The sequence below is a fragment of the Shewanella pneumatophori genome (assembly GCF_023283895.1).
GTDB lineage: Bacteria > Pseudomonadota > Gammaproteobacteria > Enterobacterales > Shewanellaceae > Shewanella > Shewanella pneumatophori.
Genome location: NZ_JAKILB010000020.1, coordinates 1 through 25,559 on the forward strand (window position 1 = coordinate 1; position 25,559 = coordinate 25,559).

The window sequence follows — 25,559 nt, forward strand, 5'->3', positions numbered from 1 at the left end:
GATATCATAGGTCCAACCCATGTCATCGTTATCGAGACTAAAGCCTGCCAATAAGTCCGAGACTTGCTGAGCGGTGAGCGCGGCCATGGCCGGATTTTGCCAATCAATATCACCGTTATAGCTGGCACTTAAAGTAAGAACATCATTGTTATCGACATCAAAGGTGGTGATGTCACCAGTGGCAACAAGGCGGTCTGGTGCCACATCAATAGTGTCTTCGGTGACGCTGCCAGTGTTGGTCACTGTCAGCTCAGGGATGTCGTTGGTACCTTCAATCGTTATAGTGACTTCTTGAGTATCAGACAGGCCAAACTGATCAGTAACTGTAATCGTAAATGTTTCAGTTGTGCTATCGCCAAAAGCTAAGCTATTGGCAAGTTCGTTATCTAAACTAAAACTCCATTCACCCGTTGCTTCATTTAAGGAGAAAACACCATAAGGCGTCATAGGATCACTAACAAGCTGCCAAGTTAATACTGCACCATTATCAATATCATCAGCAGTTAGTGTTCCTGTAACTTGTGGGATCCCAGCTGTTTCGATATTACCGCCAACCAATACACCAGCTTCTATCACTGTGCCTTGCGCATCTTCAAGCGAAGAGGTGATCTGCGGAGCGTCATTCTCACCAGTAATCGTGATAGTTAACGTTTGGGTTACTGCATCGCCATCGCTATCAGTAAGAACATAGTCAAAGGTTTCGATAATTTGCTCACCAAGAGCGAGCATTTGCACTTCAGGAAGTTGATTATTTAATTGGTAGGTATAACTACCGTCTGCCGCGATAACGAGCGAGCCGTAAATACCGGAGATCACGGTATTGCCTGCAATATCAGCAGCGCTATTTTGGCTGTTTGCGATTTGAGTTACTACTGCGGAGTCTGCACCCAAGGTATCGTTGGTTAATACACTGCCAGATACGCCAACTTCATTACCTTGAGTGATTTCGTTAACATCATCTAACCCACTTGGAGCATCATCTACAACATTTGCATTAACGACAGATGTGACGCTATTTCCCTGATTATCAGTGAGCTCTAGTAGAAATATCTCCGTTAATGTATCTGTGTCTTGATGATTGAAATTAGAAGCTAATGTGTAGCTGTAAGTTAAAGTTGATGTCGCAGGATCATAATCACTGAAAACCAGTACACCTAACTCAGTTGTTAAGGTTACTGGGCCTACAAAGTCACCAGCTACGAATATGGCTTGGCCATTGATTGTCAGTGAATTTATACCCGCGGGTACAGTAACAGACACACTTTCAGCTTGAGACAGCAAAGCTGATTGTGGGGCGCTACCTTGTGCTAAATTTTGCTCATAAAGCGTGACAGAACTTGATGTGATAGTCGGGATGGGGAATTGAATTAAAAAGCTTTGCTCTTCTTCCACGATTGGCGTCGACACTTGCTCAAAACCTTCGGTGTCATGACCTGCCGCTGCTATGGTTTCATCTCCGGTACGACCAACAGCAATAAAACCGCCGCCCTCATTTGAAGTCGGAGCGGCTTCCCCTGCTGCGGTGTCGGGCAGTTCTAAGCTCGGATCTTCCCCTGCTTCAACCTGCGCTTGTAATGCTGCGATGTCATCATCAGAGGTTGTTTGAATATTGTCAGGCTCACTTTGAACCGAGTCAGCTTGAGTTAAATCATTTTGATTTACCGTGGTGCCATCACTGTATTGCAATATAAAAGTTGCGCCCACAGCAATGCTATAAACACCATTAACATTAAGTATGTCACCGACTTTGAGCGGTGTTTCTATACCTTGTTCATTAACTGTGTTTATTGCACCAGAAAGCTCAAGAATCTTGGCATCCTGCTTTGGAATAAATTTATCCATCATAAAGTACTCTAACTATCTCATCCATGAGCGAAATGAAGGATTGTTAGTACTTAGTCATTTTTTATTGGTGCACTAACAGTATAAATTCTGTACTGCATTGAACGGTTGTCAAATTATGGGAAGTCAAGCAAGGGAGGAGGATTTAGTTTGAGTTTAACTAAAATAGCTTGAATAGGCGGCTAATCAGTGACTTAGCACAAGAAGTGTAGCTTATGCATAAGGCATAAATAACAAAAGGCCGTTTAAATAACGGCCTTTAGTTTAAAAAGGTATAAAAGTTAGATGAGCTTAGCGGCATTTCTTCTGGTTTGCAGGGCTCGGTTGAGTTCGCCTAGATGTTCCTGTGCATCAGCTAAAGCATGCAAGTTGTCGCGATCATCTTTTAAGTAACAAGCCTTTTGCCACCAGATCTTCGCTTGATGAAAATCGTGATTCTTTTGATATAGCTTTGCTAAGCAAACTTGGTAATCAAGATTGTCTTGATATTGAGTCTCTAGAGCTAGCAGCTGTTTTTTAACTTCAACATCAGCAGGTGAAATGACCTCTGCTAAAGCCTGTAAAATCGGTGCAGATGGTGCAGCCTTAACTTGTTTTAGCAGTAGTTTTTTGGCTTCATCTCCGCGTTCAAATCTATTTAAACCAATGGCATAAAGTGCGATATATTCAGGTTGCTTTCTTTCTGCACGCGTTAGCCAGTGCCAGCATTTTTCTAGCTCTTGCTCATTGGCTAGTCCAGCTTGGTTTAGTAAGGCGGTATTAGTTGTAAGCGATAAAGCTTGAAACTGCTCATCTGCCAAAACGTGTTTTTTATTAATAATAGGTAATAGCAGTTTAAGTGCTTGCCAGTCTTGCTGTGCTTGGTATAACTCAATAGCAAGCTTAAGTACTGGAAACTTACTCTTGCTGGTCGGGTTAAGTTTGTCTAGCTCTTCTCTAGCAGCAGCTAGCTCACCTTGTTGCAGTAAATAACGTGTACGGGTAGTGCTTACTGCTTTAACGGCTTGTGGCTCGAGTTCTGCTTTGGCTAGGTATTCATCACGGCTTTGAAAGTTATTTTGGTGATGGGCTGCACGAGCGGCGGCAAGCAAATTAAGTGCAGGGATTTCGCCTTTTTCAGCGCCTTTAGCCATGGCCTTTTCAGCTGCAGGCCAGTTCTCTTCAGCTAAAGCTAGCGCACCAAGTAAAGTATGTTTACGTGCCGCATTTCTGCGCCAGCGTTCAGGTAGGTAGCGGCTGTTTAGCACCAAGTTGAATAACCATACCATTACAAACTCAACTAGTTGCAATAAGCTGTAAAAAATAATTAAGCCAATCACAGCAAAAAAGATACTAGTTTCAATTTGGTATTCGCCAATTGCGAGATACAAATAGCCTTTATTACCGACCAGAAAAGGGCTAACACACAGCCCTAGCAAGATGATGACGAGATAGACCAGAGCGCGGATCATTATTGCGCCTCCTCTGTCATCAAGTTGCCATAAGTAACCAGCTGATTAAGCATGTTTGAGGCTGCAAAACGGTCAATGCTGGTTGATTGGATCTTTAATGTTTCTAGCGCATCTAAAGTAGCAAGCGTGTCTGTTGTTTGCTGATCTTTTAAATCAAAATATTGAAAAATCCACTTTCTAGCGAGTTTAATCGAATTGCGGTAATTCACTTGATCTTGGCGATATAAAGCCAATTGTGCCTGTAGTAGTTTGTTTTTAGTATTTTCAACTAGATACCATTGTTGATCTGGCTCTAAAAGCGGCGCCGCGTCAGTTGTACGCTTTCTTACAATAACAAAATCGTCAATCAAGGCCTGCCAAGATTTAGCAAGATTAGACTGCCAATCATCTAAAGACTCAGTCATTTGCGTGTCAGCCACCTCTTCTGAAGAGAAGTGGGTTTCAGCTCGGTTTAGTGGCAACTTATCTAAATTATCAATAATGGCATCTAAGGTTAAAACAGTGCCCGAAATGTCGGTATTTTTAACTGAAGCTACAGCGGCGATATCTTTAGATAATGCTTTTCTAAGCGGCATTAACGATGGATCGCGCATCGACTTAATACGCTCATCAGCTGCTTTTAGTAGGCTAGTTGCAGTGCTAGGGTCTTTTTCAAGCCATAGCTTTTGACCTGCTAAGCGCACTAAATATTTAGCTTCTTCTGCGCGCCAATGATTAGGGTTACGCTGAGCAATAATAGACACGCGCTCTTCGAGCTGAGTTTGTTGCTCAAGTGATTGTGCCATTGCATTTTCAACACTGGTAGCAAACCGTCCCTGTTGCTGCTCAAGCGATGCAATACGCTGATTAGGCTCAACTAAAGCCGCTTGAAGCTGTTGAGTTAGCTTTGCAGACTCGGCTTGCTGAGCTTGTAGTTGTTGATATAGGTAATAGCCGCCAGCAACTGAAGCAAACGCCAAAATGAGCAGTAAAAATAGGGTGATGATAATGCCCCAAGGGGTTGAGCTTTGCTGTTGAGCTTGCTCTTTAGGTGCACTTTCGTTGGAGTTAGTTTCTGGTTCTGACTGAGTGTCGATAACAGGCTGAGTGGCAATTTTTGGCTCAGTTGTTGGTTCTGAAGCGCTAGCGTCAGTGTTCTTGGTTTCCATTAAACAGTCCTTGAAAGCGATGATGCTGCAGTATTTACGAGTATTAACTTAAATCAGCTGCGGACTACTTAAGTGATAACGCAGCCAACATAGCATTAGTATTGGCGGCGGTTGCATTGCTTACATGTGCAAGTCCGTATGTTTGAGCTTTTTCGAATACCCGGGAGCTTGGCACTATAATATGACAAGTTTGCAGCCAAGCAAATAGCTCTTTTGGTACTGTTTTAACTAGGTTATCGAGTATTCCGCCACTGGTAATGATAATAGTGTCAATGCCGAAGCTTTGCCATTGTTGGCAAATAACACTGGCTTCAATTGCTGGGCAGCCACGTTTATAGACCTCCCAATAATTAAGTTTTGCGCCTCGGTTTATTAGCTCTGTGGCCAAATCTTCTCGGCCACCTTGGCCGCGAACAATAACAATATGCTTATTATCGACCTTAGATAACGAGTCGAGTGTTAATAGTCCTTCAGTTTGTTGGCAATCTTCAGGCGCTTTTTCTGCGTTAATTCCTAACGCTTGCAAAGCACTATAAGTTGCATCGCCTACGGCAAGATAATGCGCGTGAGCTGGCCATTGGTTATCAATAATCTGCGAAGCAAAAGTAACGGCGTTGGTACTGATAAAAATGATGATGTCGGCTTGATTGAGTGTAAGCTCAACGTCTGCAGTACTGAGGTTGGAAGTGGATTGAACGTTAAGTAAGGGCGTAACAAAATAGGAGACGTTGCGCTGAGTCAACGCCTCTATCATCAACTGATTGCGCCCTTCTGGGCGCGTCAGTAAGACTTTCATCGTGATTATGCGTTTGCGTAAACAGCATCAAGAATGGTTTTTGCGCCTTTCTCGAGTAGTTCTTCAGCCAATGCTACACCTAACTTTTCTGCATCTGCAGTGCTACCTGTGGTAGAAGCTGTGATGATTTGGCTGCCATCAGGGTTACCCACTAAACCACGTAGGTTGATGGTGTCGCCATCGATTTCAGCGTATGCGCCAATTGGTACCTGGCAACCGCCTTCAAGACGAGTGTTCATCGCACGTTCTGCGATAACGCGCATACGTGTTTCAGCGTGCTCAAGTGGAGCTAGCAGTGCTTTAACGCGAGCATCATCAGTACGACATTCAATACCTACAGCGCCTTGGCCGTTTGCTGGTAGTGATTGTTCAGCTGAAATAAAGCTAGCGATTCTTTCTTCAAGCTTTAGACGCTTAAGGCCTGCAGCTGCAAGAATGATTGCATCGTAGTTACCAGCATCTAACTTAGCTAGACGAGTTCCAACGTTACCACGTAGATCTTTAATCACTAGATCAGGACGTGCAGCGCGGATTTGGCACTGACGACGTAAGCTAGAAGTACCAACAACAGCGCCTTGTGGTAGATCTTCGATTGTCTTATAGGTGTTTGAAACAAATGCATCACGTGGATCTTCACGCTCACAAATCACTTCAAGACCTAGACCTTCAGGGAACTCCACTGGCACGTCTTTCATTGAGTGAACTGCAATGTCAGCTTCGCCTTCTAGCATAGCGACTTCAAGTTCTTTAACGAATAAACCTTTACCACCCACTTTTGCAAGCGGAGTGTCTAAGATGATGTCACCTTTAGTGCTCATCGGTAGCAATTCAACAGTGAGGCCTTCGTGGATTTTTTCCAGTTCTGCTTTCACAAATTCGGCTTGCCACATGGCAAGAGGGCTCTTACGTGTTGCGATACGGATCAGATTTTGAGACATGAAGATATTCCATCTTAGAACTTATTTGCGCCAATGCTAACATTGGCTGAATATAGATGTAACATTCTGTTGTTGATTCTTTGAAGTCTACCCATTTCTAAAACTGGAAAAATAGTGATCTTGATCACATTTGCTTGCTGCTGTGAAGATTGCCATATACATTAGAGGGGCATTATTTTCTTTTTAAAGGTCGAATCATTTGCCACATGAGCTTGGTAAATTTGAGCATGCCGCTCAGAGGTTAGATGTTATCAGGTTTGCGAGAGCGATAGCTTTATTGTCGCCACTAAAGCGTCACCTGTTGCGGCTTATTGCGGTCTTTTTACATCATAATTCCTCTAAACTCCCCGGCTATAACGGCCCTTTAACGCCATGCGGTGTGATTGATTTTGAGCTTTCATATGAAACTCAAGAAGCTTGCGACACCTTAAATATTGATATTGACGCTTTTACTCAGGTAAAAAAGCCTCAAATAGAGGGGATTTACAGCATGGGGAGTACGGCCAGTTTTGGCCAGAATCCGCAAAGTGATATCGATGTCTGGTTAGTTCATAGTGCCGAACTCACTCAAAATGAATGCCAATTACTTGCCGATAAAACTTTACTGCTCACTCGCTGGTTTGCTCAGTTTGATTTTGAGGTGAATTTTTACCTAGTTCATCCACTGCAGTTTATACAGGAGCGAGAGCCGCAAACTGATTTATACAACTGCATGGGGCAAGAACACAGTGGTAGTGCGCAACATTGGTTATTGTTAGAAGAGTTTTATCGCAGCCAGTTTCGGCTTGCTGGTAAGCCTATTGCTTGGTGGCCAAATGCAAAATCAAGCGCCTCGTTATTGTCGCTCGGAGATACCAATGCCCTGCCTGCGAGTGAATATTTTGGTGCTTCATTGTGGCAATTGTACAAAGGGGTAGAAAAGCCCCATAAAGCGTTATTAAAAGTGCTATTGCTAGAGGCTTACGCCAGCGAGTATCCACATACTCACTTGGTTAGTGAGCATATTTGGCAGCACACATTGGAGGGGGACTTTTCCGCTGCAAATGATGCTTATTATTTACTTTATGAGTCGATAGAGGCTTATTTATTGAAGCGCGGCGATGCTAGGCGACTTGAGATCACTCGGCGCTGTTTTTACTTAAAGTGTGGCGTTAAACTGAGTCAGGCGGATCAAGCTGTAGATTGGCGTTACTTTAAAATGCAAAAACTAGTTGCTGATTGGCATTGGTCTGACAGCTTACTGCGCACTTTGGATAATTGCGAAAACTGGCATTGTGGCCAGTTACAGTGGTTTAACGAGCAGCTCAATGAATTGATGTTGGGTAGCTATCGCACTTTGCTGCAATTTGCTTCGACTCATAAGTTGAGTGAAAGCTTACGGATCTCAGAGCTTGGGCTGCTAACTCGAAAACTACATACCTATTTCAGTGAAGATGCACATCAAATAATGCGTTTGAATCCGCTATGGAGCCGCTCCATATTGGAACCAAACTTATCAGTGATCTATAGCTCCACCGATCAGTATTATTATTTGTATCGCTGTAGTCCAAATCCAAGAAATTTTCTTGAGCATAGTGCGGTATTTCATTCCAAAAGTAAGGCGAAATTGTTGGTTTGGGCAAGCTTGAACGGCGTTGCTAATCAGCAAACACGCTGGCATGAAATAAGACAAAGTAAACGTAAATCAAATTATTTAACTCAGGCCGCAAGTCGCCTAGATGGCTTAATTGTTAACGAGTCAATTAGGGTGTCTAAAATGGCACTTTATCAGCCTTGGCACTTCCGTAAGCTTGTATTCTTGCTTAATTTTAATAGCGATCCAACTGAGAGCTGGTCGGGGCAAGATATTATGGTTGATTACATGAATAGCAATGTATTCTCGATTGGCCGTGGCTATTTGAATATGGTCGATTCGATAGATGTGATTAGTCTTAACAGCTGGGGTGAGTGGCACTGCAATCATTTTGAAGGTGAAAAAAGCATTCTGGATGCACTGTCGTTTGTCACTCCAGGGATGAAGCGCGCTAGCGCGGAAGTGTCTGTTGATGTGATTAGCTGCTCATTAAAGTTACGCTCGCAAACTGAACGCACAGTTAAAGACTTACTTTACCGCGCTGTTCGTTTAAGTCGGCAGGCACAAAGTTCAACAACGCTGGCTCATGCGCTACAAGTTGGTAAAGTTCGTTATGGTTTATTTTTCAATAATCGCGGTATGCATTACGAGAATTTAAGCGACGCAAAATCTTTCTATCAGCAGTTATCGCAGCGTAAATTGTTAGAATTGCCACGCCCGAGTTTAGGTGATGAGCCGTTTGCTAAACTACCTGCGGTTATTCAAGATTATGCCGCTAAAGGCGCAATTCAATATTTTCTACGTCAGCGTAAGCAAGGTTTAGATGTTTTTATCTTAGATGAAGCCAATGATCTAAATCATTATGTGCAAGAGGGGACGGACGTGAATGCGCTAGTTAATAAACTTAGCCACTACCATACTTTTGAAGATCCACAACTGACTAAAGAGAACTTTAACTTGCCACAGTTTTTTAAATTAGACCGAATTAAAGGGGTGTTGATTGCCGTGCCTTTTGGGGTGACACACGAGTCGAGTGAAGTCGATTTTTAACGTTGGTAATTACAACAAAGGGAAGCAGAGCTTCCCTTTGTTGTAATTTAACAAGAGATTAGCGGAAATCGCTTAGTCCCTTTTAAATATCGAGTTTGTAGCCGCTTTGCTTAAAGATAGATTCGATTACAAATGGCATAAATTCATTGCCATTGCGCTCATCCATCCACTTACCGTCAACATAAGCAAAGTGGTAGCCACCAAACTGCGTTGCTAACCAAATCTCATGCAAAGGCTCTTGCTTGTTCATCACGATTGTCGATGAACCGTTAAACTCTAATTGCAGCACATTGCCTGAACCATCAACATCAATATCTGCATCTTGTTCGTCAATCAGTACTTCTAATGCGTTATCAATAGTTTGAAATATTTCATCAACCAATTGATGAAATTCGAAATCTGTTAGAGCCATGCTAATTATTCCTCAGATTTAGTTAATGCAATCATATTACCAATCGTCACGATGATTACCAATCACATTAATTTTGTGGTTAATGCTTTGCTAATCAAAAATAGCGACAATTATTATAAATAATCTAATTTTTTCATTAGTTTAAATAGTTTTAGTGACAGATAGCTGACTTAAAGCCTTACCGGGGTTAGTTGATCTATTTTGTATTAACCGCGTTTTTACCCTGCAAGTTGCGATTTAACCCAATTAACTTTGCTCATTTAAGCTTAACAAGGCCAATATTAGTTGTAATAAAGCCGCCATATAAATGCGTTAGAGGGTTGACGCGTAGCGGGCTGTCTGCAAACATCAGGATTAACTATTTTCGCCGTATAGCAAGCCTTAGTGCTATTGCTCAAAGGGTCACCTGATGTTGAATAAAATGAGACTGTTTTTGCTAGTAGGGCTTGGTAGCCTAGTACTTTTAGGTTGTGGCCAAAAAAGTGCGTTATATAGAACGCCACCACAGGAAGTTAATCAGCAGGCAACTGAGCAGCAGGTGTCTGACGCAGAGCAAAAGCAAAGCGAACCGAGCAAAAAGGACTAAAGACGTTGGATCATTTTTTATATCAAGCAGATGAGCTTTATGCGGAGCAGTGCCAAGTTGCCGAACTCGCAAAACAGCATGGAACACCGCTGTATATATATTCTCGCGCGACATTAGAGCGCCATTGGCACGCTTTTGACAATGCTGTGAGTGATCATCCACATCTTATCTGTTATGCGGTAAAAGCTAACTCAAATATTGCGGTGCTGAATGTACTGGCACGTTTAGGCAGTGGTTTTGATATCGTTTCTGGCGGTGAGCTATCACGGGTGATAGAAGCCGGTGGTGATCCCGCTAAAGTGGTGTTTTCTGGCGTGGGTAAAACCGTAGCAGAAATGGAAATGGCACTGAACCTTGGTATTTATTGCTTTAACGTTGAGTCGGCTGCAGAGCTTGAGCAGCTAAACCAAGTTGCTTTGCGTCTTGGCAAGGTTGCTCCTGTATCATTACGAGTTAATCCTGATGTTGACGCTGGCACTCATCCTTATATCTCAACGGGTTTAAAAGAGAATAAATTCGGCATTGCCATGGAAGAAGCCGAAGCTATCTTTGCCCGCGCCCATGAATTAGCGGGTCTTGAGGTCAAAGGGGTAGATTGCCATATTGGATCGCAACTTACCGAGATCAAACCTTTCCTCGATGCAATGGATCGCATGTTAGCGCTTATTGATCGTCTTGGCTCGCAAGGTATCGAGATCAAACATTTCGATGTAGGCGGTGGACTCGGTGTGACTTACGACGATGAAGTGCCACCACAACCAGATGTTTATGCGGCAGCATTACTCGATCGTTTAGGCGGTCGTGATCTTAAATTGATTTTTGAGCCTGGTCGCGCGATTGCAGCCAATGCCGGGATCTTTGTTACTCAAGTGCTTTACCTTAAAGAAAATAGCGATAAGCGTTTTGCCTTGGTTGATGGTGCGATGAATGATTTGATCCGTCCATCTCTGTATAGCGCATGGCAAAAGATCATTCCGGTGATCGAGCGTGCAGGTACAACACACAACTACGATGTGGTAGGCCCAGTTTGTGAAACTGGAGACTTTTTGGGTAAAGATCGTCAATTGAACGTGCAAGCGGGTGACTACCTTGCGGTGCGTTCGTCAGGTGCCTACGGCTTTACGATGGCTTCGAATTACAACTCACGCCCACGCGCAGCCGAAGTGATGGTTGATGCAGATAACGCTTATGTCATTCGAGAGCGAGAAAAAGTCGCTCAGTTATGGCAAGGTGAGCAGATCCTGCCGTAAACTAGAACAATACTTAAGTAGCGGATCCTTGATCCGCTATTGATACTTTTTAAGGATATCCACCTTGATCCAATTCACTAAGATGCATGGCTTAGGCAATGACTTTATGGTCGTGGATGGAGTGACACAGAATGTGTTTTTCTCACCTGATCAAATTAAGCGCCTAGCCGATCGGAATTTTGGCGTAGGATTCGATCAGTTGTTACTGGTTGAGCCGCCTTATGATCCCGATCTAGATTTTCATTATCGCATCTTTAATGCTGACGGTAGCGAAGTAGAGCAGTGCGGTAACGGCGCACGCTGTTTTGCTCGTTTTGTGCGTAATAAGGGGCTAACCCATAAGCATAAGATCCGAGTTAGCACTTCATCGGGCAAAATTACCTTACGCCTTGAGCGCGACGGCAAAGTTACTGTGAATATGGGGGTTCCCGTACTTGAACCTAATAAGATCCCATTCACGGCTAAAAAAGTAGAAAAAACTTATCTACTAATGGCATCGAGCGGTACTTATTTATGTGGCGCTGTTTCTATGGGTAACCCGCATTGCGTGATTGAAGTTGAAGATGTTGTGGCATCTGATGTTGATACGATCGGCGCGGATCTGACTAATCATGAGCGCTTCCCTAAAGGGGTAAACGTTGGCTTTATGCAAGTGATCAACTCTGGCCATATTAAACTGCGAGTTTACGAGCGAGGCGCGGCTGAAACCCTTGCTTGTGGTACAGGTGCTTGCGCTGCTGTGGTTGTAGGTATTCAACAAGGTAAGCTAGATCGCAATGTGCAGGTTGATCTTCCTGGTGGTACGTTAATGATCAACTGGGAAGGTGAAGGTAAACCTTTGTGGATGACAGGCCCTGCTGAACACGTATATGACGGGCAGATCGCACAATGATCGACAATCCAAATTCTAACATTCCTTTTGACGAGATCCTGATCCGCGAGTATCTGTTGGATAACCCAGACTTTTTCAGTCGTTATCCAGAGCTGTTACTGGCTATGCGTATTCCGCATGCGGAGCGTGGCGCTGTGTCATTGGTTGAGCGCCAACAAGAAAGCTTGCGTCAACGGGTGCGTCAATTAGAAGAAGAGATCACTGCGCTGTTGGCTATGGCATCACGTAATGAGCAGATCTACATGTTTAACAGTGCATTATCTTTGCAGCTGCTAAAATGTGAAGATATGGGCGAATTACGTCAGGTGTTATCGACTGGTTTAAAAGAGCAGTTTAACTTTACCCATGTGAGGCTGATAACAGTGCACGATCTTGATAGCGAGCTATCAAAGATCTGGAGCAAGCGTCTTGATTCAGGCTATTACTTTGGTCGCTTAACGATCGAAGAATCAAAACGACTATTTGGCAGTGAAGTAGGTTCAGTTGCATTGTCTCGCTTATCACAAGATAGCGGTCAGGTAATCTTTGCGATCGCCAGCCAAGATCCAATGCATTTTCATCCAGAAATGGATCACTTGTTACTATCACAGTTAAAACAGTTTCTTGATCACCAGTTAACCAAAATCTAATCGCGAGGCTTTATGGCTGTTAATGCGTTGTCAGATAACAAAGGTTGGCTAGCTGACTTTGAACGATACTTGCGTACCGAACGTCAAGTATCGGCATACACTGTGCGTAACTATCTGTTTGAACTCAATCGTGTTGAAAAATTGTTTGCTGAAACAGAATCATGGGGCGCGCAGCAACATGACTCTTTGCAGGCTCTGCTGGCTAAATTGCACCGTAAAGGTTTAGGGGCACGTTCTTTGTCCTTGACGCTCTCATCGCTAAAACAGTTTTATGAATTTTTGCTACGCGAACAACATATCAAGTTAAACCCTGCGATAAATCTAACGGCTCCAAAACAAGGCAAGCCTCTGCCTAAGAACATGGACGTTGATTCTGTAACCCATTTGCTCGAGATTGACGCTAACGATCCCTTAAGCTTTCGCGATAAAGCCATCATGGAATTGTTCTACTCTTCGGGTTTACGCTTAGCAGAACTGGCAGGCTTAAATGTGGCCGATATTCAGTTTTCACAGGCGCAAGTTAAGGTGCTAGGTAAGGGCAGTAAAGAGCGTATCGTCCCGATAGGTAAATTAGCGCTCCAAGCCATTAGCCAATGGTTGGATATCAAGCGTGATATTTTGTGCGACGATGATGCGCTATTTGTTACAGCTAAAGGCAAGCGTTTAGCTCATCGCAGTATTCAAGCGCGTTTAGCAAAATGGGGTCAAGAGCAAGCGTTAGGCATTAAGGTGCATCCACATAAGCTGCGGCACTCATTTGCAACGCATATGCTTGAGTCCAGCGCTGATCTGCGTGCGGTACAAGAGCTTTTAGGTCACGCTAATTTATCGACCACACAGGTTTATACCAGCTTGGATTTTCAGCATCTGGCTAAGGTTTACGATGGCGCTCACCCCAGAGCGAAAAAGCGTACTAAATAAGGGCGAGGGGAGCTCGATGCAAATATTCATTCGACCACAGGCTTTTGCAGCGATCAGTTTTGATTTAGACGACAATCTTTACGACAATCGGCCGATTATTGTTGCGGCTGAAAAAGCGCTGCAGCAATTTCTCCACCAAAACTACCCTAAAGCAACTGCGTGGCAATTTGATGATTGGCGCGCGTTAAAGTCACGTATGCTGCGCCAATCACCACAATTACGTCACGATACCAGTAAAGCAAGATTACAGATGTTAGAGCTGGGATTAATCGAGCTTGGTTATGATAGGGATACAGCCCAAGCTGCTGCCAAAGCAGGCTTGGCTCACTTCTCCCTGCATCGCAGTAATTTTAAGGTGTCAGATGAAGTACTTGAGCTATTAGCCCAGCTTAAGCAAAAGTACCGCTTAGTTGGCATTACTAATGGCAATGTCGATTATCAGCGTATAGGGCTAGGAGATTTATTGGAGTTTGTACTACATCCAGGCTTAGGCTATCCACAAAAGCCTGCGGCAGATATGTTTAAAGTGGCAGCTAACAAACTTGAGTTACCGTTAAATAAAATACTGCATGTCGGCGATAGTGCTAAAAGTGATGTCGATGGCGCAAGAGCGGCAGACTGTCAGGCGGCATGGTTAAATCCAGGTTTTGGTGTAACGCAGAAATCATTACCTCAACAACAGCTGCCTCACATCGAAATCTCATCAATACTGCAGCTAAAACAGCTTTTATAGCTTTTATAGCTTTATATAGCTTTTAAATTATCTGAGTTATTTGAGTTATTTGAGTTATTTGAGTTAATTAAGCTATTAAAGGCTCACAGATGTGAGCCTTTTTACTTTCATAACTTGGTCACTGTTTCTGATTAAGCGGTTAGTGCCAGTGCTTTGGGGAACAAAATATTGTTCTCAATATGAATATGCTGTTTTAAGTCTGCTTCAAACTCTGCCAAGCTGGCGTAGCAAACTCGCCAAGTGGTGCAAGCGTGTGCTGGTGGAGTAAATTCATTGGTCAGCTTACTGATTTTTTCAAAGATCTGTAATGCGTCATTGTGCTCATACTGCATAGCATTGATTGGGTTGCCGATATGACCAAAACAGTTCTGCATCTCAACTTGGTTGTGTAGGCCCAAAATAGCTGGAAACAATATCTGCTCTTCTTTCATTAAGTGCGGTATTAGGTCATCGACTAATGCGCGGATCCAACCTGCTAGCGGTTTAATTTCGTCATAGTTCTCACCGTGAGCGCGTACCATTTTCTGGCTATATTCCAGTAGTAGCGGCGCTTTCTCTCTTACAAAAGTATGGTGTGTCGATTCAATGTAATTCAGCAGATCGGGTAGGGGGAGTTGCTCCAAACCTTGTAACTTCTCGCCATCGCTTTCTAACGCCATCAATGCGTCAAGCAATGCCGTTTCGTCTGCATCAAAGCGTTTAATTGCTCGCGCTAGTGAAATTCCACCACCACAACAAAAATCAATATTATGCTGGCTAAAAATATGGGCGATACGAAAGTCATTAGCGACTAGCTCACCGACGCGAGTGTTGAGTAAGTTGGTCTTTTGTTGAGATTGATCAGCTTGAGACTGAGGCATACGCAGCTCCAATAAACGCAATTCATTTAGGTGTATATTATTTGCATCTTTTGGGTGGTTCAATTATTAGTTGAGTAAAATGCTCGGGTAATCACATTTTTTGCGCTAGATTAACTCTATGTAGGTAGGTATTGGCTGGTAATAAGTCGCTCGGTTAATGATGCGGATTTGCAGAGGTGGCGGATTACTTTGCTTAAAAGAGGTGTGATTTGAGTCCTGAAATAAGGTTTTAATATAGTGTTTTAATTTTGATTAATTTACACTAACCCGAAGCAAACTAAGGTATTAGTCATCATAAATCTATTGATGATTAGTAACATAATAAGGATTGTAGTTAGTCATAATGTTTCGCCTAGCTCGTTTTATTCACGCATTTATCTGCTCTCCAGCTAAGTTGGGGCGGGTATTGTTGATCGTGATTTTAACGATGCAATCTATGGTAACTATGGCTGATGACTGTACTTCTGCACATGATGATTGTGGCAGCGAAGTCTTCTTTGTGGCAGAACATACCAGTGGTACTGCCAATAACACATCACAATGTGATGACCTTGAAACTGCAAGTCATGTAGAAGATGATTGCGCTGAATGCAGTAATAATTGCTGTTCATGCTGTATGACCCTAATGCATCCGGTTACTGCGATGCAAGCATCGACATCTAACCCTAATAGTTTTGTGTTATCTTTTAACTTCACTTCTGTTGAAGCACCCTACTACTCGCTCTTGCGTCCCCCCAAAGCTGTACTCGTTTAAACAAAATATTATTTATTTAGCGGGCTTTTAAAGCTTGCTTTAGATCTGTGGCATTTTTCAGATTTAGCTAACAGGTCTGTATTTTTGTATTAAATCGAGGCTTATTCTCTGATGTTTTATAATACTTATGTCGTCAACGATGCCGTAAAAATGGCTATGCGTTGCCTTTGGCGAGGGTTATTTAGCACTCTCGTTATCATTACTCTGTTATTTGCAGTGCCTTTTGTTGCCAAGGCTGAAACGCAAACAGAGTCTTTGTCGTTAGCTAAGGTTATCGAGCGGGTTCAACAGCAACACCCTTCACTAAAAGTGTTTCAGTTTAGACAGCAAGCGCTTGATGGCGCTGCGCAAACTCAAGCCTTATCTCCGGGTTTTGAGATTGGTTTTGACCTCGACAATGTTGTTGGAACGGGTGAGTTTCAAGGCATAGAAAGTGCTGAATTTAGTGTATCACTGTCTTCGGTTATTGAGCTTGGCGATAAACTAGATGCACGTTCTGGTGTTGTGAATGAACAACGCGCGGTGCTTGATGCTGAACAGAAAATTGCCGCGCTTAACTTGCTTGCTGAAACCACTCGCCGCTACATAGATGTATTAGCTGCGCAATCTCAGTTGCAGCTTGCGATAGACGCTTTAACGCTCGCGGAAGAGACTCAAGCGGTTGTGGCTGAGCGAGCACAGGCTGGTGTTACACCTGACGCGGAAGTTAAACGTGCTCAAGCGGCAGTATTCAATGCCAGATTAGTTGCCGAAACCCAGCTACAGCAGCTTGATTACGCTAAGTTGGCATTGAGTATGATGTGGGGTGAATCTCAGGTCGGCTTTGATTCGTTGCAAGGCAACTTGTTTGCCTTTAGTGATGATGTCGCGCTCGAACCATTATTCGAAAAGGTAAAGTACAGCCCAGCGATCACTGCTTATTTAACTCAAGCACAGCTAAAAGAGGCTGAGCTGCGTTTTGCTAAAACTCAGTCGAGTAGCGATATAAGTTGGTCTGTAGGGGTTAAGCAGTTACAGCAAACTAATGATATGGCGTTAACTGCAGGATTTAGTATGCCGCTGTTTAACGGCGAGCGAAACACTGGCGAAATCATGTCTGCTCAAGCAGCAAAAGAGCAAGTGCTGGCTAACCGAGAAGTGGCATTACTAGAGCTTTATGGTCAGTTATATCGCGCTTACGCCAGCCGTAAGCAGGCGATAGTAACAGTTAACCGTTTGCACTCGAGTGTTATTCCTACCTTAACTTCAGCCCTTGAAGATACTAAACGAGCTTATGAGCAAGGCTTATATAGCTACCTTGATTATTTAACTGCACGTGAAGAGCTGTTATTTGCTCGTCGAGCATTGATTGATGCTGCGGCCTCTGCACTGCGTTATGGCGTTGATATTGAGCAACTGATTGCTGAGCCATTACCAGCTTCACAACATACTTTTTTCAATGATTTTTCAAGTACTGCCGACTTTTCTCACGCAGCGATTTCTAATGCAGCTAAAGGACACACAAAATGAGCGCTAACACATTAACTAAACTTTCTCTCGTTCATCTTGCTGTAACAGCTGTCATTACAGCCTGTGTGGTTGTGACACCGGTATATGCTTCAGGTGATCATGCTCATGAGCATCAACAGCACACTGAGCGTCATGACGAACATGGTCATGATAAGCATGATGATGAGCATGGACATAAGGATGAACATGGTCATGATGAGCACGATGATGAACATGGACATAAAGACGAGCACGGTCATGGCGATGAACATGGCCACGATGAGCATGAAGAGGGCAAAGTCCACATTACTGCGGAGCAGATGCTGCGCTCTGGTATAGCGACTCAATTAGCCCAAGCAGGGGATATTAAACAAACTGTCACCGTATATGGCCGAGCAATCTTGCCAGAAGCTGCGAGCAGCCAAGTCAAAGCTCGCTTTGCTGGTTTAATTACGCAAGTGAAAGTTAACGTAGGTGATAGGGTCAAAGCGGGGCAAATCATCGCCGAAGTGGAGTCTAATTCAAGCTTAAAACGTTACGCAATTAAAGCGCCTATCTCCGGAGTGGTGGTTGAACGTAATGCCAACGCTGGCGAGATGGCAAGCGATAATGTGCTGCTAAGCATTATTGATGACAGCAAACTGTGGGCTGAATATCAAATATTTCCTGCACAAATGCGCAGTGTGGCGGTTGGTCAGGAGTTACTTATCACAGGCACACAGCAACAAGCAGAATCTAACATCAAGTACCTATTGAGTGCACCAGAAGGCGAGCTATACCAGCTTGCACGTGCACCACTGGATAACACTAACGGTCAGTGGCCGCTAGGCAGTTTAGTCTCTGGTTATGTCACGCTGAGTAAACAAGCCGTTGGTTTGATGATTGATAACCTAGCGGTGCAAGAAATGGAAGGTCAGCAAGTGATATTTGTACGTACTGCTGAAGGCTTTGAAAAGCGCGAAGTTGAGTTAGGACTGCGTGATAGCCAAATGACAGAAGTATTGTCTGGGCTAAGTGCTGGTGAAGAATATGCAGTGCAAAAGAGCTTTTTGTTGAAGGCTGATCTTGAGAAATCAAGCGCTGGCCACGTTCACTAAAGGAGACGACAATGATTGAATCTATATTGCGTCTCTCGATTGATAGACGCTGGATGATGATGTTCCTTGCCATGCTGCTCGTTGCAGTAGGCTTGTGGAGCTATCAAAAACTACCTATCGATGCTGTACCAGATATTACCAACGTACAGGTGCAAATTAGTACTCGCGCAGAGGGCTACTCACCGCAAGAAACTGAGCAGCGAATTACCTATCCGATCGAAAATGCTTTGATGGGGATCCCTAAGCTCTCTTATACCCGCTCACTATCGCGCTATGGTTTATCGCAAGTGACAGTGGTATTTGATGAAGGTACAGATCTGTACTTTGCTCGTAACTTGATCAATGAGCGTTTAAATGCGATCAAGGGCAAGTTGCCGAGTGATATTGAGCCGGAGATGGGGCCGATCTCCACCGGTCTCGGTGAGATCTACATGTACACCATTGAAGCGTTGCCTGATGCTAAACAAGCAGATGGCAGCGAATTTGATGCCACCGCGCTTAGAGAGATCCAAGACTGGATCATTAAGCCGCAGTTAGCCCAAGTGTTGGGTGTCACTGAGATTAATACCATTGGTGGTTACGATAAGGAATACCATATCACGCCATCACCCAGCAATATGCTGCAATACGGCGTGTCTTTGGTTGATATCAAGCAGGCATTGCAAAGCAGTAACAATAACCGCGGCGCAGGCTTTATTGAACGTGAGGGGCAGCAGTTAACTGTGCGCTCTGCGGCGCAGCTAAAAACCATCAGCGACATTGAGCAAGTGGTTATTAAGCATATTGATGGCGCGCCAATCTTTATAGCTGATGTAGCAGAAGTAGGTATTGGTAAAGCGCTGCGTACCGGCGCCGCAACTCGTGACGGTAAAGAAACCGTACTTGGCAGCGCAATGATGCTGGTGGGTGAAAACTCACGTGAGGTATCACTCGCTGTGGCGGCAAAGCTAGAAGATATCAAAGCATCACTGCCAGATGGCATAAAAGTAGAAGCAGTTTACGATCGCACCACTTTGGTCGATAAAGCCATTTATACGGTACAGAAAAACCTAGTTGAAGGCGCGCTGCTAGTTATTGTGGTGCTGTTTATTCTGCTGGGTAATGCGCGAGCTGCGTTAATCACTGCAGCGGTTATTCCGTTAGCGATGCTCGCTACTATGACAGGTATGGTGCAAGCTGGCGTATCGGCCAACCTTATGAGCTTAGGTGCGCTCGATTTTGGTTTGATTGTCGATGGCGCAGTGATCATAGTTGAAAACGCAATCCGCAGACTCGGCCATGCACAAGCGCAAAATGGTGGTCAGGTATTAGGGCGCAAGCAGCGTTTGCAGGTGGTGTTTGCTGCCACTAATGAAGTGATCCGCCCAAGCTTATTTGGCGTGCTGATCATCACCGTGGTCTACATTCCACTGTTTAGCTTAACGGGTGTTGAAGGCAAGATGTTCCACCCAATGGCGGCAACGGTAGTGATGGCATTGTTAGCTGCACTAGTTCTATCGTTAACACTAGTACCAGCCGCTGTAGCGCTGTTTATGACGGGTAAAGTGACGGAAAAAGAGAGTCGCGTTATTACCGCCACTAAATCAGTTTATAAGCCGTTACTCATTGTAGCGATGAAGCTACGTTGGTTGGTTCTCGGGGCTGCTATGGCGTTAGTGGGCTTCTCTATTTGGTTGGCTACAACACTTGGCTCTGAGTTTATCCCGCAGCTTAATGAAGAAGATATCTTGCTGCAGGCGATCCGTATCCCGGGTACAGGGCTAGAGCAGTCGGTGGATATGCAGATGCAGTTAGAAGATCGCATTAAGCATTTCCCACAGGTGTTAAATGTATTTTCTAAGATCGGTACCCCTGAAGTGGCTAACGATCCTATGCCGCCAAATATTGCCGACACTTTTATTATGCTTAAGCCGCGTAATGAGTGGCCTAACCCTAAGATGAGTCACGATGCGTTAGCGGCTGATATTGTCGCTGCAGTTTCTGGGCAACCGGGTAATAACTTTGAGCTGACACAGCCAATTGAGATGCGCTTTAACGAATTGATCTCAGGTGTGCGCGCCGATCTAGGGATTAAAGTCGTGGGTGATGATCTCGATCAGCTATTAGCTTCAGCTAACGCGATCCATGAAGTGTTAGAAAAGATCGACGGTGTTGCAGATCTGCAAGTTGAGCAAGTCACGGGTCTACCTATGCTCACGATCCAACCTGATCGTATGGCCTTGGCTCGCTTTGGGTTAACAGTGGATCAGTTGCAAGATTTTGTTGCTACTGCAATCGGCGGCGAGCAAGCTGGTACTATCTTTGAAGGCGATCGCCGCTTTAAAATGGTCGTACGTTTACCTGAAGCGATCCGCCAAGATGTAGAGCGCTTGCATGAGCTACCTATCGTGTTGCCATCTGGGCAGTATGTGCCGTTATCAGAAGTGGCGACGCTAGATATTGCGCCATCGCCAAATCAGATCGGCCGTGAAAACGGTAAGCGCCGTATTTTGGTTACTGCTAACGTGCGTGGTCGTGATTTAGGTACCTTTGTCAGTGAAGCTAAACAACAAATTGCTACAGAGGTAGATATGCCTGCGGGCTATTGGCTTGAATATGGCGGTACCTTTGAGCAATTAGAATCGGCGAGTCAGCGCTTATCGATTGTAGTGCCATTAACGCTGGCGCTCATTCTAGGCTTGTTAGTGATGGCCTTTAGCTCAGTAAAAGATGCGTTAATTATCTTTACTGGTATTCCACTGGCTTTAACTGGCGGGGTGATTTCGCTGTGGCTACGAGATATGCCATTGTCGATTTCAGCAGGCGTAGGTTTTATTGCACTCTCTGGTGTAGCAGTGCTTAACGGCTTAGTGCTGCTGAGCTTTATTCGTCAGCTTTATCAAGAGAAAGGTGAGTTGATGTCTGCGATTATCGATGGCGCGATGATCAGGTTACGTCCTGTATTGATGACAGCCTTAGTAGCAGGTCTAGGTTTTGTACCTATGGCGCTGAATATTGGTACCGGCGCAGAAGTGCAGCGCCCAATTGCCACTGTGGTGATTGGCGGCATTATCTCATCGACCATTCTGACCCTGTTCGTGCTGCCTATTTTGTATCGTATGGCGCACCAGCGTGGGGAGAGTAAACAAAAAGTGACTGATGAGGCGTCTACTATCTAAGAGTTACTTTTAGAGCTAAAGAGCGGCACTTATTGCTGGCCGCTCTAGCTTAGCTTGGATGTGATGATAAAACTTACTGCGATAGTTAGCTTACTCGTTGTAGCGAGTTCAATCCGACAGTAAAACAAAAGCCCTGCATCTGCAGGGCTTTTTATGACTTGCTATCATCTAAATTATAGATGCTGTACCAAAAGCTTATTTGCTTTGGGTCATCAGCCAGTTACTTAGTAAGCGCACGCCATGGCCTGTACCGCCAGCTGGGGTTACACCCACATCTTTTGCCGCTAATGCACTACCAGCAATATCTAAATGCGCCCACTTAGTGTCGCCAGTAAACTGCTGTAAGAATACCGCAGCAGTGGTAGCCCCTGGGCCACCAAAACCGGCGTTCTTCAAATCAGCGATTGGGCTTTTAAGTAAGTCATCGTATGCAAGCGGCAAGCGCCATAGCTTTTCATCAACTGCTTTGCCAGAGAAAGTGAGTTCATCAACTAAATCATCATCTTCACTAAATACCGCTGTGTAGCGTTTACCTAGTGCACGCACCTTAGAGCCGGTAAGTGTTGCAACATCAACCATCACTTGTGGCTTATAGTATTCACGGGCGTACCACATGCCATCGGCTAAGATCAGGCGACCTTCAGCGTCAGTATTAAGCACTTCAACACTTAAGCCTTCAGCTGTCATTAATACATCGCCTGGTGCTAGAGCGGTTTCAGACACCATGTTAGCCGCCATTGGCATTACAGCTACCACGTTAACGTCGGCTTTTTGTAGTGCCATAGCTTTAACTGCACCCAATACTGCAGCCGCACCAGCCATATCTGACTTCATACGTGAGATAGAGTCGCCTGACGCCTTAATGTTATAACCACCAGAGTCGAATGTGATGCCTTTACCTACAAGCGCGATTGGCGCGTCATCATTACCTTCCCAGTGAGCAACCACAAGGCGAGCACCTTCTTCTGAGCCGCGGCCCACAGCGTGCAATGCACCCATGCCAAGCTTGGCAATTTTCTTAGGTTCCAACACTTTGATTTTTACGCCGAGCTTTTTAAGTTCTTTTGCTGCATTGGCAAAATCAACTGGCGTCATTTCAGTTGGAGTTTCAGAGGTTAAATCACGCGCTAAGAATACACCTTGCTCAATCGCTGCTAACTGAGTGTATAGCTTGTCAGTGTCTTTCGCTGCGTCGACTGCGATGATGTAGTTCTTTTCGGCAGGCTTTTTCTCTGAAAAATACTTATCAAACTTGTAAGCGCGCAGATTAATACCGTGTGCAAGTTCTGCTGCAAAGCTAGCGTTGCTGGTGGCATCGCTAATGCCATCGGTTAATACTTGAATGTCTTTGACTTCAATACCGTTGAAATGGGCGGTGATTTCCGCACCTAGCTTATTCACTTCACCGGGAGTCAGCTCTGCTTGCTCACCCATGCCGATAACCACTAGGCGCTTAGCATCAATGCCATTCGGCATTAAAATCTCAACGATTTGCTTCTTTTCGCCTGTAAATTCCTGCAAGGCTAGTGCATTACTAATTTGTTGATTAGATTGTTTGTCTAGCTTGTTAAGCGCACTTGATGCATTTTCGCCAGCTTGAAAGACCACTAAGGTGTCGATGTTACTAGATTGCTTTTCAACAAAATCAAATGTTTCTGCATGGGCTGAATAGCTGGTTAACAGGCCTAGGCTTAATGCACTGCTTAGTAGGGTTTTCTTAGTTAGCATAATGTCCTCTATCGGGATTTAGTTCTACGGTCAGTTTTGCCAAGCTTGCCGCAGCTTCTTTTTGTTGTATTGGTATTTATCGTTATAGCTTTAGTCACACTGGATTGGAAATTGCCAGTGGGCTGTGCAATTTATCACTTTTTGAGTTAACAACTAAGTTAAAACTTGTTAGGAATTGTCACATGGTTTGCGAGTCTACAAGGTGAAAATTAGCCGAAGCTGAAAGCGCTATATGGTTTGAGGTTTATTTGCTTGATTTACAAATGGAATGAATGGGATTTTTGGTCGAGGCGATAGGGACAGCGGGGTACATATGAGGGTACATATAAAAGCAAAACGGGCTTCCCATTGCTGGAAAGCCCGTTTTAATACAACACGTTAAGACGTTAGTCTTAGTTCATGCCGTATTTCCTAATCTGTGTTTTTTCTTGTTCGGGCTTGTTCTGTTTTCTATTTAAAACTTGCTATTTTTTAGTATCTTAGCGAGACTCTTGTTCGTGTTTGTTTAAGCTGGTTTTTCTTCGTTAACCAATCCGTGTGTAGCACGGTGTGTAGCACGGAACGTGGCAGAGCAAGGATTCATATGGGCGTTATCAATAAACTATCAGATACATTTTTACGTAAAGTATCAGGTAAGCCTTATACCGGAAAATCAGTCATTTCAGATGGTGATGGCTTAGCTGTACGTATTTCAAAAAAGGGTGTAATTGGTTGGGTTTTTCGTTACAGATTGGGTGGCCGTGAAACCAACCCTAAGTGGGCAAGCTTGGGTAAGTACCCAGAAACTTCAATCAAACAGGCAAGAGATAAGCGCGATCAATGTCGTGAATGGCTGGATAATGACAAAGACCCAAGTGTCGAATTAGCATTGGCTAAAGTCGTGCGCAAAGAAGCTGTGACAGTTAAAGAGGCGCTTGAATATTGGCTGGTGGAATATGCCACTGAGAACCGCAAAAATGTTAAAAAGCATAGAGCGCAATTTGCACGGCATTTGTACCCGTATATAGGTAAGTACCCGTTAGATAAAACGACTAAGCCTCAGTGGTTAGCCTGTTTTGATCGAATTAGAAAAGGCATTCCCAGCGAGCAAAGGGCGGCACCTGTTGCTGCAGGGCAAGTTTTGCAAGGAGCTAAACAAGCGCTGCTATTTTGCCGCAAGCGGGAATATGCCACCAGCTATGTGATTGATGACTTAACTATCACTGATGTTGGTAGTAAGCAGAAAAAGCGCGATAGGGTGCTTACGGAAGCTGAACTACAAGATGTGATTAATCAAGTTAAAGCGGGTGAGCATCAAGAGTATTACAACAATCTTATCTGGCTGTTAATTATCTTTGGTGCACGTACACAAGAGGTGCGTTTGTCTTCTTGGGATGAATGGGACTTTGATAAAGGCTTGTGGACAGTCCCTAAAGCTAACAGTAAAACCGACGAGTTAATTATCCGGCCAATACCGCCTAGGTTGTACTCGTGGTTAAAGCAGCTTAAGGCCAAAAACCAGAAGTCAGGCTATCTGCTTGGGCAATTAAAAAGCCCTGAGTCAGTTAGCGTTTACGGCGGCAAGATCTGGGAAAAGCTACAACACGAGAAGAAGTGGACCTTGCACGATTTAAGGCGAACCCTTGCGACTCGGCTTAACGACTTAGGTATTCCACCTCATGTTGTAGAACACCTCTTGGGTCACTCTGTCTCCGGTGTGGCAGGGATCTACAATCGCAGCCACTATATCAATGAAAAGAAGATTGCGCTTGATAAGTGGCTCGATGAGATACATGGAGAGCCTGTATTGGGGAGCGAAAAGGCGTTGTAGTTTGTTTTGGTGCCTACAAAGGTTTACTTGGACACCCGTTATTATTTAAATGCGCACAGTGGTTACTTTTAATATTAAAGTCGCTGCGGATAAACAAGGTGATATGTGGTAATGCCATTGTATATCACCCGTTTAATAACGGGTGGCTAATTGGCCTTCCTAGTTCCCTTTAGAAAGGAATGTCATCATCAAAATTATCATCGAAAGCTGGTGGGGCAACCTTTGTTATCACAGGTTGATTAGGCTCTGTAAGTTGTTCTCTAGCCTTCATGGGCGCATGTCTAAAATGGCCTTCAACTTTAAACCGCTCCCCCTCTCTAATAACTTTTGAACCTGGGTTATTTCGGGCATAAATACCGGCTTCTTTAAAAGTATTAAAATACTGAATGTTCGTTTGCATAGTTATCACTTATCATTGTTATATTTCGACTTTCTAGCTATGC

21 protein-coding genes are annotated in these 25,559 nt (G+C 44.2%); 12 read left to right on the plus strand and 9 right to left on the minus strand.

The window, feature by feature from the left end:
• The 5 genes from L2740_RS20130 to hemC form a co-directional block, all read right to left on the minus strand.
• Nucleotides 1-1,845: retention module-containing protein (locus L2740_RS20130; protein ID WP_248951812.1), on the minus strand; the 1,845-nt coding region annotated here is incomplete at its 3' end.
• A 278-nt stretch (nucleotides 1,846-2,123) separates the two neighbouring features.
• Nucleotides 2,124-3,293, minus strand: a complete 1,170-nt coding sequence (locus tag L2740_RS20135) for a heme biosynthesis HemY N-terminal domain-containing protein (RefSeq protein WP_248951813.1) — start codon at nucleotides 3,291-3,293, stop codon at nucleotides 2,124-2,126.
• Complete coding sequence (locus tag L2740_RS20140; RefSeq protein ID WP_248951814.1) at nucleotides 3,293-4,441, minus strand: uroporphyrinogen-III C-methyltransferase; 1,149 nt, start codon at nucleotides 4,439-4,441, stop codon at nucleotides 3,293-3,295. The genes L2740_RS20135 and L2740_RS20140 overlap by 1 nt, the downstream gene beginning before the upstream one ends.
• A gap of 64 nt (nucleotides 4,442-4,505) precedes the next feature.
• On the minus strand, nucleotides 4,506-5,237 hold the full coding sequence (locus L2740_RS20145) for a uroporphyrinogen-III synthase (RefSeq protein ID WP_248951815.1): 732 nt from the start codon (nucleotides 5,235-5,237) through the stop codon (nucleotides 4,506-4,508).
• 5 nt (nucleotides 5,238-5,242) lie between these two features.
• A complete protein-coding gene (gene hemC / locus L2740_RS20150) occupies nucleotides 5,243-6,175 on the minus strand; it encodes a hydroxymethylbilane synthase (RefSeq protein ID WP_248951816.1) in 933 nt (310 codons plus the stop codon).
• Between the two features lie 199 nt (nucleotides 6,176-6,374).
• On the opposite strand from hemC, the gene L2740_RS20155 reads away from it, so the two are divergent.
• A complete protein-coding gene (locus L2740_RS20155; RefSeq protein ID WP_248951817.1) occupies nucleotides 6,375-8,798 on the plus strand; it encodes a class I adenylate cyclase in 2,424 nt (807 codons plus the stop codon).
• 82 nt (nucleotides 8,799-8,880) lie between these two features.
• On the opposite strand, the gene cyaY is transcribed toward L2740_RS20155, so the two are convergent.
• Nucleotides 8,881-9,210 carry an iron donor protein CyaY gene (gene cyaY / locus L2740_RS20160; RefSeq protein ID WP_028767903.1) on the minus strand — a complete coding sequence of 110 codons (330 nt, stop codon included), beginning with the start codon at nucleotides 9,208-9,210 and terminating at the stop codon, nucleotides 8,881-8,883.
• Between the two features lie 409 nt (nucleotides 9,211-9,619).
• Here cyaY and lptM point away from each other — a divergent pair, with 409 nt between their 5' ends.
• The 6 genes from lptM to L2740_RS20190 all read left to right on the plus strand — a co-directional run bounded on the left by lptM (nucleotide 9,620) and on the right by L2740_RS20190 (nucleotide 14,221).
• A complete protein-coding gene (lptM, locus tag L2740_RS20165; protein ID WP_248951818.1) occupies nucleotides 9,620-9,796 on the plus strand; it encodes an LPS translocon maturation chaperone LptM in 177 nt (58 codons plus the stop codon).
• A 5-nt stretch (nucleotides 9,797-9,801) separates the two neighbouring features.
• Nucleotides 9,802-11,046, plus strand: a complete 1,245-nt coding sequence (gene lysA, locus L2740_RS20170; RefSeq protein WP_248951819.1) for a diaminopimelate decarboxylase — start codon at nucleotides 9,802-9,804, stop codon at nucleotides 11,044-11,046.
• 64 nt (nucleotides 11,047-11,110) lie between these two features.
• The gene (dapF, locus tag L2740_RS20175; protein WP_248951820.1) at nucleotides 11,111-11,938 is read left to right on the plus strand and encodes a diaminopimelate epimerase; all 828 of its coding nucleotides are present in this window, start codon (nucleotides 11,111-11,113) and stop codon (nucleotides 11,936-11,938) included.
• Nucleotides 11,935-12,567, plus strand: a complete 633-nt coding sequence (locus L2740_RS20180) for a DUF484 family protein (RefSeq protein WP_248951821.1) — start codon at nucleotides 11,935-11,937, stop codon at nucleotides 12,565-12,567. The genes dapF and L2740_RS20180 overlap by 4 nt, the downstream gene beginning before the upstream one ends.
• Nucleotides 12,568-12,579: 12 nt before the next feature.
• Nucleotides 12,580-13,488, plus strand: a complete 909-nt coding sequence (gene xerC, locus L2740_RS20185; RefSeq protein WP_248951822.1) for a tyrosine recombinase XerC — start codon at nucleotides 12,580-12,582, stop codon at nucleotides 13,486-13,488.
• A 16-nt stretch (nucleotides 13,489-13,504) separates the two neighbouring features.
• Nucleotides 13,505-14,221 (plus strand): HAD-IA family hydrolase, encoded by a 717-nt coding sequence (locus L2740_RS20190; RefSeq protein WP_248951823.1) that lies wholly within the window; start codon nucleotides 13,505-13,507, stop codon nucleotides 14,219-14,221.
• Between the two features lie 131 nt (nucleotides 14,222-14,352).
• On the opposite strand, the gene ric is transcribed toward L2740_RS20190, so the two are convergent.
• Entirely contained in the window at nucleotides 14,353-15,081 is a 729-nt protein-coding gene (ric, locus tag L2740_RS20195; RefSeq protein WP_248951825.1) for an iron-sulfur cluster repair di-iron protein, read from the minus strand.
• 343 nt (nucleotides 15,082-15,424) lie between these two features.
• Between ric and L2740_RS20200 the strand changes: the two genes are divergently transcribed.
• The 4 genes from L2740_RS20200 to L2740_RS20215 all read left to right on the plus strand — a co-directional run bounded on the left by L2740_RS20200 (nucleotide 15,425) and on the right by L2740_RS20215 (nucleotide 21,578).
• Nucleotides 15,425-15,835: a hypothetical protein gene (locus L2740_RS20200; RefSeq protein WP_248951826.1), complete on the plus strand. Its 411-nt coding sequence runs from the start codon at nucleotides 15,425-15,427 to the stop codon at nucleotides 15,833-15,835.
• Between the two features lie 111 nt (nucleotides 15,836-15,946).
• A complete protein-coding gene (locus L2740_RS20205) occupies nucleotides 15,947-17,344 on the plus strand; it encodes a TolC family protein (RefSeq protein WP_248951827.1) in 1,398 nt (465 codons plus the stop codon).
• Nucleotides 17,341-18,420, plus strand: coding sequence for a biotin/lipoyl-containing protein (locus L2740_RS20210; RefSeq protein WP_248951829.1), 1,080 nt, complete (start codon nucleotides 17,341-17,343; stop codon nucleotides 18,418-18,420). The genes L2740_RS20205 and L2740_RS20210 overlap by 4 nt, the downstream gene beginning before the upstream one ends.
• A gap of 11 nt (nucleotides 18,421-18,431) precedes the next feature.
• Entirely contained in the window at nucleotides 18,432-21,578 is a 3,147-nt protein-coding gene (locus L2740_RS20215; protein ID WP_248951830.1) for an efflux RND transporter permease subunit, read from the plus strand.
• Nucleotides 21,579-21,773: 195 nt separating this feature from the next.
• Here L2740_RS20215 and L2740_RS20220 read toward each other — a convergent pair whose 3' ends face one another.
• On the minus strand, nucleotides 21,774-23,306 hold the full coding sequence (locus L2740_RS20220; RefSeq protein WP_248951832.1) for a leucyl aminopeptidase: 1,533 nt from the start codon (nucleotides 23,304-23,306) through the stop codon (nucleotides 21,774-21,776).
• A gap of 583 nt (nucleotides 23,307-23,889) precedes the next feature.
• On the opposite strand from L2740_RS20220, the gene L2740_RS20225 reads away from it, so the two are divergent.
• Nucleotides 23,890-25,116 carry a tyrosine-type recombinase/integrase gene (locus L2740_RS20225; RefSeq protein WP_248951833.1) on the plus strand — a complete coding sequence of 409 codons (1,227 nt, stop codon included), beginning with the start codon at nucleotides 23,890-23,892 and terminating at the stop codon, nucleotides 25,114-25,116.
• Between the two features lie 169 nt (nucleotides 25,117-25,285).
• On the opposite strand, the gene L2740_RS20230 is transcribed toward L2740_RS20225, so the two are convergent.
• Complete coding sequence (locus L2740_RS20230; RefSeq protein ID WP_248951834.1) at nucleotides 25,286-25,516, minus strand: hypothetical protein; 231 nt, start codon at nucleotides 25,514-25,516, stop codon at nucleotides 25,286-25,288.
• Between the last annotated feature and the right edge of the window lie 43 nt (nucleotides 25,517-25,559).

Excerpts from the sequence above, each read along its gene's own strand:
- L2740_RS20205 (WP_248951827.1), top strand. The coding sequence starts at position 15,947 with ATGTTTTATAATACTTATGTCGTCAACGATGCCGTAAAAATGGCTATG.
- ric (WP_248951825.1), bottom strand. The coding sequence starts at position 15,081 with ATGCCTCAGTCTCAAGCTGATCAATCTCAACAAAAGACCAACTTACTC.
- L2740_RS20190 (WP_248951823.1), top strand. The coding sequence starts at position 13,505 with ATGCAAATATTCATTCGACCACAGGCTTTTGCAGCGATCAGTTTTGAT.
- L2740_RS20220 (WP_248951832.1), bottom strand. The coding sequence starts at position 23,306 with ATGCTAACTAAGAAAACCCTACTAAGCAGTGCATTAAGCCTAGGCCTG.
- L2740_RS20215 (WP_248951830.1), top strand. The coding sequence starts at position 18,432 with ATGATTGAATCTATATTGCGTCTCTCGATTGATAGACGCTGGATGATG.
- L2740_RS20135 (WP_248951813.1), bottom strand. The coding sequence starts at position 3,293 with ATGATCCGCGCTCTGGTCTATCTCGTCATCATCTTGCTAGGGCTGTGT.
- L2740_RS20230 (WP_248951834.1), bottom strand. The coding sequence starts at position 25,516 with ATGCAAACGAACATTCAGTATTTTAATACTTTTAAAGAAGCCGGTATT.
- L2740_RS20200 (WP_248951826.1), top strand. The coding sequence starts at position 15,425 with ATGTTTCGCCTAGCTCGTTTTATTCACGCATTTATCTGCTCTCCAGCT.
- L2740_RS20180 (WP_248951821.1), top strand. The coding sequence starts at position 11,935 with ATGATCGACAATCCAAATTCTAACATTCCTTTTGACGAGATCCTGATC.
- lptM (WP_248951818.1), top strand. The coding sequence starts at position 9,620 with ATGTTGAATAAAATGAGACTGTTTTTGCTAGTAGGGCTTGGTAGCCTA.
- L2740_RS20140 (WP_248951814.1), bottom strand. The coding sequence starts at position 4,441 with ATGGAAACCAAGAACACTGACGCTAGCGCTTCAGAACCAACAACTGAG.
- L2740_RS20145 (WP_248951815.1), bottom strand. The coding sequence starts at position 5,237 with ATGAAAGTCTTACTGACGCGCCCAGAAGGGCGCAATCAGTTGATGATA.
- xerC (WP_248951822.1), top strand. The coding sequence starts at position 12,580 with ATGGCTGTTAATGCGTTGTCAGATAACAAAGGTTGGCTAGCTGACTTT.
- L2740_RS20210 (WP_248951829.1), top strand. The coding sequence starts at position 17,341 with ATGAGCGCTAACACATTAACTAAACTTTCTCTCGTTCATCTTGCTGTA.
- hemC (WP_248951816.1), bottom strand. The coding sequence starts at position 6,175 with ATGTCTCAAAATCTGATCCGTATCGCAACACGTAAGAGCCCTCTTGCC.
- cyaY (WP_028767903.1), bottom strand. The coding sequence starts at position 9,210 with ATGGCTCTAACAGATTTCGAATTTCATCAATTGGTTGATGAAATATTT.
- L2740_RS20225 (WP_248951833.1), top strand. The coding sequence starts at position 23,890 with ATGGGCGTTATCAATAAACTATCAGATACATTTTTACGTAAAGTATCA.